Raw genomic sequence first — 2,808 nt, 5'->3', positions numbered from 1 at the left:
CATCAATACCCTGGATACGAATGCTGACCGGTTTACCCCCCGCTATCGGACGCACCCGGACGGTGTCGCCATCAACCACATAGGTGACGATTCCGGGCCAGGCCGCGATGGGAGGCGAGGCCGTGCGCGCCGACACACCCCCATGCATGAGTGCCACCAGAAAGAACACGCCCACGGACTTGACTGCGGAATTTTTCGTCACGTTAATTTGCTACTAAATTAATAGCTGCTTGCGCCCGCCAATATTGACCTGGAGGCAGAAATCTTGATAAACATTGAAGATCGTCAGCTTCGTTTTTTCTGCTGTCGTCGCCAGCGCGCATTAAAGAGGAGCAGAGAAGCTCTGAATATACTGTACAAATAAACAGCCTCGTTCCTGCCCTGATCACGCTGTAACGATCCATCCTTCCAGCGTGTCCATGTCCACCGGCAAGCCGTAGCGGGGAGCGCCCTGCTGGGCCGCCCAGGCCGCCTGCATCAGGCACAGCACGGCATCGAGGCTGTCGCCGCTGGCGTCGTCGGCCAGCAGGTCGCGCTGCGCGTGGCTGACCTTGAGGCGCAGCCCCAGACGCGTTTGGCCGTTCTCCAGCGCGGTGATCAGGTCCTTGCGTGCAATCAGCCGCTCGGGCGTCTGCCTGGCTTTGTCGTCGCTTTTGTAAGAGCGGCTGCCCAGCACCTCGCGCGCGAGCAGGCCCGGGTAAGCTTCGAGCGCCACACGTTGGGTGTCGCCGTCATGCAGGCCGGGCAAGTGCACGCCCGCCGCGAGCAAACGCGGCACACCGGCGTGCAGCATGTAGGCCACGGGTGGGTTGACCCATTTCATCGAGGGGCTGGAGCCGGCCGGGCCGTCGGCGGCACGATGGGCGAACTTGCCGCCCACTGGCCGCGCGTCGCAGAAGGCGGCAAAGGTGCTCCGGATGTCTTCGCGGCTCAAGGCCGCATAGTGGCGCATGCAGGCTTCCCACTGCAGCGGCCAGCCCAGGTGCGCCACCAGTTCACGCGGCAGGCCAAATGGAAAATCAAACGCGCCCAGCCAGGGCTGGGGCTGTTGCAGCCAGTGCCCGAACGCCGCCAGGGACTCCAGCCGCTCTATTTTTGATAGCACGCAGCGCCCATGAAACATAGACCCGAGGGCTAAAACAATGGGTTTTTTCTTGGTCGGGCTGCTGGAGAAATCGCAGCCAAGCAACAAGGGCACTGTCATCGCTGCCTCAATCACGGTCTCAGCCCAGCGCCAGCGCCATCACGCCCGCCGCAATGCAGGCGGCGCCGATCAGACGTAAGGCACGGTCGCCCTCACCCAGCAGATGGCCGCCTATCAGCGCGGCAAACAACATGGACACCTCGCGCGCAGGCGCCACATGCGAAAGCGGCGCTGTCTGCATGGCGTACAGCACCAGCACATAGGACACGGGGCTGACGACGCCGACAAACACCGCGTACTTCCATTGCTGCTTCCACAACACCCTGGCCGCAGCGGGGTCGCGCAGCAAGGCGGGTGCCAGCACCACCATGCGCAGCAGGCAGCCCATGTAATCCACCAGGATCGGCGACATCAGCAGGATCTTGACCGCATAGCCATCGACGACGGTATAGCTGGCGATAAAGGCGCCGCTCAGCAAGCCATAGACCATGCCCTTGCGCACCCGCTGGCGCTGCGCCGGGTCGTGCGAGGCGCGCCACAGGCCCGGCCCACCGGCGACCAGAAACACGCCGCCCACGACACCCGCGATACCGGCAACACCGAGCGCGGAAATCTGCTCGCCCAGCAGCAAGATGGCGGCCAGCGACGACAGCAGCGGCCCCGAGCCCCGCGCAAGCGGATAGACCACGGTGAGGTCCGCCTTGCGGTAGCCACGCAACAGGACGATGTAATAGACGGTGTGCAGCACGGCGCTGGCACATAGCAGCAGCCATTGCGCCCAACCCCAGCGCGGCAGCTCGGCAATGCCGAACCAGATGCCCAGCGGCGCCCACGCCACCAGCAGCACCAGGCCGGTAAAAGCGGCAAAGCGGGCATCACCGCCCGCCTTCTTGGCGGCGATGTTCCAGCTGGCGTGAATCAGTCCGGCGAGGAGTACGAGGGCCAGGGCGCCTAAAGACACGCGTCAGGCCTGGCGGTACGCAGGCCTCAAACCCTGCCGCAGATGGAGGCGGTGGCCATCAGGTCTTCGAGCAGCGCGAACGACACCTTGCCCGACACCGAGTAAGGATCCAGCTCGGCTTTTTCGGAGTATTTAAGCAGGATGGAATGGTTGAGCTTGGACAGGTTGACCTGGCCCATGGTCCAGCCGCCAAAACGGCGCTCGGAAATTTCCTCGAAGTGCAGGAGGATCACATCCTTGTGGCGGGCGTCCTGCTGGATGTGGCCGAACAGTTCGCTGACCGCCATGCGGCCGCCTTCGATGGCCTGCAGGAAGATGCCACCGCCGTAGCAGAGGATGCCGGTGATGCCTGACGAGGGGTTGTGCTGGCGCGATTGCGAGAGGATGCCTTCGATGGCCTCGGGGCTCGTGTCGACCGCGCGGCTTGCGTAAAGTAAACGTACCAACATGGTTAGCCTTTCTGCGGGATCAATGCGAGGAACTCGCGGCGCAATGTCGAATCTTTCAGGAAGACGCCGCGCATCACCGAATTGATCATCTTGCTGTCCATGTCTTTGACGCCGCGCCAGGCCATGCAGTAGTGGCTGGCCTCCATCACGATGGCCAGGCCGTCGGGCTGGGTTTTTTCCATGATGAGGTCGGCCAGTTGCACCACCGCCTCTTCCTGGATCTGCGGGCGGCCCATGACCCATTCGGCCAGGCG

Annotated in this window: 4 protein-coding genes and 1 pseudogene; all 5 read right to left on the bottom strand. The window is 63.4% G+C overall.

The features are described 5' to 3' along the window. Positions 1 to 202, bottom strand: a pseudogene (locus AC1D1X_RS20025) (thermonuclease family protein); the annotation flags it as partial. 183 nt (positions 203 to 385) lie between these two features. Then, entirely contained in the window at positions 386 to 1,204 is an 819-nt protein-coding gene (locus AC1D1X_RS20020; RefSeq protein ID WP_477669812.1) for a DUF429 domain-containing protein, read from the bottom strand. Positions 1,205 to 1,223: 19 nt separating this feature from the next. Then, the gene (locus AC1D1X_RS20015) at positions 1,224 to 2,105 is read right to left on the bottom strand and encodes an EamA family transporter (protein WP_477669813.1); all 882 of its coding nucleotides are present in this window, start codon (positions 2,103 to 2,105) and stop codon (positions 1,224 to 1,226) included. A gap of 26 nt (positions 2,106 to 2,131) precedes the next feature. After that, entirely contained in the window at positions 2,132 to 2,554 is a 423-nt protein-coding gene (locus AC1D1X_RS20010) for a BLUF domain-containing protein (protein ID WP_348045618.1), read from the bottom strand. Positions 2,555 to 2,556: 2 nt separating this feature from the next. Further along, positions 2,557 to 2,808 (bottom strand): GTP cyclohydrolase I (locus AC1D1X_RS20005; RefSeq protein ID WP_477698984.1); only part of this gene is annotated, 252 nt, incomplete at its 5' end.

Source organism: Polaromonas sp. P1_G4 (genome assembly GCF_056405475.1).
Note: the sequence above shows the minus strand (reverse complement) of the source record. Positions and strands in the feature narration are given on the sequence as shown.

Coding starts and splice junctions, on each gene's coding strand:
- AC1D1X_RS20020 (WP_477669812.1), bottom strand. CDS start 1,204: ATGACAGTGCCCTTGTTGCTTGGCTGCGATTTCTCCAGCAGCCCGACC.
- AC1D1X_RS20010 (WP_348045618.1), bottom strand. CDS start 2,554: ATGTTGGTACGTTTACTTTACGCAAGCCGCGCGGTCGACACGAGCCCC.